Genomic DNA, 3,632 nt, shown 5'->3' with positions numbered 1-3,632 from the left:
CGCAGTGCCCGATCGCCGAGGCGCTGGAGGTGTGCGACCTGGTCGTGGAGGCGGCCGGCCAGGGCTTCGTCCGCGAGTGGGGCGCCCGCATCCTCGCCTCCGGCACCGACCTGCTGGTGGCCTCCACCGGCGCGCTCACCGACGACGCCCTCGCCGCCGAGCTGCACGCGGCCGGCCCCGGCCGGGTGTACTTCACCGGCGGCGCGGTCGGCGGACTCGACCTGCTGCAGGCCGCGCGGACCATGGGGGAGCTCACCGAGGTCCGGCTGACCACCACCAAGCTGCCCGCGACGCTCGAACAGCCCTGGATGGACGCCGGGCTGCTGGAGCGGATGCGCACTGCGGACCGCCCCGTCGAGGTCATGTGCGGCACCGCCCGCGAGGTGCCCGCCCGCTTCCCGCGCTCCACCAACGTGGCCGCCTCCGTGGCCCTGGCCGTGGGCGACGCGGACAAGGTCGAGGTACGGGTCGTCGCCGACCCCGCCGCAGTCCTCACCCGGCACGTCGTCGAGGCCGCCGGGCCGCACGGCCACTACCGCTTCGAGGTCAACCACGCGCCCGACCCGGGCAACCCGGCCACCAGCCAGGTCGTCCCGCACGCGGTCCTGCGCGGCATCGGCGCCCTCACCGGGCGGAAGGGACAGATCCTGTGACCCGCACGGCGACCCCCGGGACGGCGACCCCCGCGACGGCGGCGCCGTACGCGACGCACCCGGTGCACGTCGAGGAGGCCGGCGAGGAGGGCCCGCTGGTGCTGTGCCTGCACGGCATCGGCTCCTCCTCCGCCTCCTTCGCCGCCCAGCTCGAAGGCCTCGCCCCGGTCGCCCGGGTGGTCGCCTGGGACGCCCCCGGCTACGGCCGATCCCCGGACCCCGAAGGTCCGTTGACCCTCGACGACTACGCGGACACCGCGGCCCGCCTGATCGCCGAGCGCGGCGGCGACGCCCACGTGGTCGGCGTCTCCTGGGGCGGCGTGATCGCCATGCGGCTCGCCGTGCGCCACCCCGAACTGGTCTCCAGCCTGGTGATCGCCGACTCCACCCGGGGCTCGGGCACCGGGGCGGAGAAGGCCGCCGCCATGCGGGCCCGCGGCGAGCAGCTCGCCGATGCCGGACCGCGGGCGTTCGCCGAGCGGCGCGCCCCGCGCCTGCTCTCCCCGCGGGCCTCGCCGGAGCAGGTCCGCGCGGCCGTCGCCGTCATGGCGGACGCCGTCCGGCTCCCCGGCTACGGCTACGCGGCCGAGTCCATGGCCGCCACCGACCTGACCGGGGAGCTGGAGCGGATCACCGCCCCCGCCCTGGTGCTCTGCGGCGAGGACGACCAGGTCACCGGGATCGCCGAGAGCCAGATCATCGCCGGCGCCATGCGCCGCGGCGTCTTCGTGATCATGACCGGCGCGGGCCACCTGGCCAACCAGGAGCAGCCCGCCGCCTTCAACGACTGGGTCCGGGCCCACCTGCGCATCGCCGCCCGGCTCCCCGAGTCCGACTGACCATCACCACCGCCCGCCCGTCACACACCGCGAACAGGAGCAGTCATGCCTCTCACCACCACCGAGTACGACAACGGCGGGGACCTCGCCACGTACACCGACCGGCTCATCGCGAGCAAGGACTCCCGCGAGCCCGACTGGGGCACCCTGTCCTTCCAGGAGAAGGCCGGCCCGCAGTACCGCCGCGCCCAGATCCGCTACGTCGGCTCCGGCGCCACCGGCAACCACGAGAACGACTCCCGGATCCTCCCCTCCGGCGGCTTCACCTTCTCCAACATGCTGCTGCCCCCGGGAGGCGAGGGCCCGGCGCACACCCACCACGACGTCGAGGAGGCCTTCTTCGTCCTGGAGGGCCAGGTCCGCGTCGGCATCCACCGCGGCCCCGACGAGGTCGAGTACCGCACCCTCGGCTACCGCGACATGATCGTCGTCCCGGCCGGTGTGACCCGCTCGCTGAAGAACGAGGGCGACACCGACGCGCTGTTCTGCGTGATCATCGGCACGCAGAAGCCGCAGGTGCCGACCTACCCGGAGTACTCGCCGCTGTACGGCGTCACCCGTGACTGAGCGGCGCACCGTCGTCGTCACCGGCGCCGGCCGTGGCCTCGGACTGGCCACGGCCCGCCGGGCCGGCGCCGACGGATTCCGCGTCGTCGTCGCCGAACTCCGCGCGGAGTGGGGCGAGAAGGCGGTGGCGGAGCTCAGGGGCGAGGGCGTCGAGGCGGAGTTCGTCCGCTGCGACGTCGGCGACCCGGCCTCGGTCGCCCGGATGGCCGACGAGACGGCGGAGCTGACCGGCGGCAAACTCCACGGCCTGGTCAACAACGCGGGCCTGGCGGACGCCGTGGGCGGGCGGTACTTCCACGAGATCGAGGTCGAGGACTTCGACCGCATCATGACCGTCAACGCCCGCGGACCCTGGCTGGTGGCCAGGGCGCTGCTCCCGCTGATGCTGGCGAACGGCGAGGGCCGCATCGTCAACGTCGCCTCCGACGCCGCCCTGTACGGCTCGCCGCGCCTGGCGCACTACATCGCCTCCAAGGGCGCCCTGATCGCCCTCACCCGGGCGATGGCCCGCGAGACCGGCGACCACTCGATCACCGTCAACGCGGTGGCTCCCGGGCTCACCGAGAGCGAGTCCTCCGAGCGGATCCCCGAGGAACGGCACGAGCTGTACCGGCTCAACCGGGCCATCTCCCGCCCGCAGCAGCCGGACGACCTCACCGGACTCATCGCCTTCCTGCTCTCCGACGAGTCCCGCTACCTCACCGGCCAGACCGTCGCCGTCAACGGCGGCTTCACGATGCACTGACGCACCTGTAGGAGACGACAGCCATGGATCTCGGACTCACCGGCCGCACGGTGCTGGTCACCGGCGGCAGCTCCGGCGTCGGCCTCGCCACCGTCCGGACGCTGCTCGACGAGGGCGCCCAGGTGGCCACCTGCGGGCGGCGGGCCGAGGCCCTGGAGCGGATCGGCGCGCACGAACGGCTGCACACCGCGGTCTGCGACGTCCGCGACGCCGACGCCGTCGCCCGCATGGTCGACGGCGTGCGGGAACGGTTCGGCGGACTGGACGGCCTGGTCAACAACGCCGGGCAGTCCCGGATGAAGCCGTTCGCCGAGTGCACCACCGAGGACTGGCGCGACGAACTGGAGCTCAAGTTCGACGGCGTCCTCAACCCCCTCAAGGCCGCGCTGCCCCTGCTGCGGCGCTCCGACGCGGCCGCCGTCGTCAACATCAACGCGGTGCTCGCCAAGGAGCCCTCGCCCCGCCTGATCACCACCAGCGCCGCCCGGGCCGGCATCCTCAACCTCTCCAAGTCGCTCTCCCGGGAACTCGCCGCCGACGGCATCCGGGTCAACTCCGTCTGCCTCGGCCTGATCGACACCGGCCAGTGGGAGCGCCGGTACCGGGCCTCCGGCACCGACCGGAGCTACGACGCGTGGCAGGCCGCCCTCGCCGCCGACCGGGGCATCGCGCTGGGCCGCCTCGGCCGCGCCGAGGAGGTCGCCTACGCCGTCACCGGCCTGCTCTCCCCGCGCGCCTCCTACATCACCGGCATCAGCGTCGACGTCTGCGGCGGCATCGGCCACGCCGCCTGAGCCCTCCGCGCCCGCGCCCCCCTCAGCCCCAGGA

Annotated in this window: 5 protein-coding genes; all 5 read left to right on the top strand. The window is 74.2% G+C overall.

The window, feature by feature from the left end; all coding sequences use genetic code 11:
- The coding region (locus tag ACOV8S_RS32525) for an aspartate dehydrogenase domain-containing protein (protein ID WP_448322206.1) at positions 1-653 on the top strand (653 nt) is incomplete at its 5' end.
- A complete protein-coding gene (locus tag ACOV8S_RS32520; RefSeq protein WP_448322205.1) occupies positions 650-1,492 on the top strand; it encodes an alpha/beta fold hydrolase in 843 nt (280 codons plus the stop codon). The genes ACOV8S_RS32525 and ACOV8S_RS32520, both read left to right, overlap by 4 nt.
- A gap of 45 nt (positions 1,493-1,537) precedes the next feature.
- Positions 1,538-2,059, top strand: coding sequence for a cupin domain-containing protein (locus tag ACOV8S_RS32515; protein WP_382555394.1), 522 nt, complete (start codon positions 1,538-1,540; stop codon positions 2,057-2,059).
- On the top strand, positions 2,052-2,804 hold the full coding sequence (locus ACOV8S_RS32510; RefSeq protein ID WP_448322203.1) for a 3-oxoacyl-ACP reductase family protein: 753 nt from the start codon (positions 2,052-2,054) through the stop codon (positions 2,802-2,804). Before ACOV8S_RS32515 ends, ACOV8S_RS32510 begins: the two co-directional genes overlap by 8 nt.
- Before the next feature lie 23 nt (positions 2,805-2,827).
- Positions 2,828-3,598 (top strand): SDR family oxidoreductase, encoded by a 771-nt coding sequence (locus ACOV8S_RS32505; protein WP_448322201.1) that lies wholly within the window; start codon positions 2,828-2,830, stop codon positions 3,596-3,598.
- Positions 3,599-3,632: the final 34 nt, after the last annotated feature.

Source organism: Streptomyces sp. CO7, assembly GCF_053474865.1.
This window is presented reverse-complemented; position numbering and strand designations above follow the sequence as displayed.

What these genes read in the sequence shown, in the direction of transcription:
- ACOV8S_RS32515 (WP_382555394.1), top strand. Translation starts at nt 1,538, where the DNA reads ATGCCTCTCACCACCACCGAGTACGACAACGGCGGGGACCTCGCCACG.
- ACOV8S_RS32505 (WP_448322201.1), top strand. Translation starts at nt 2,828, where the DNA reads ATGGATCTCGGACTCACCGGCCGCACGGTGCTGGTCACCGGCGGCAGC.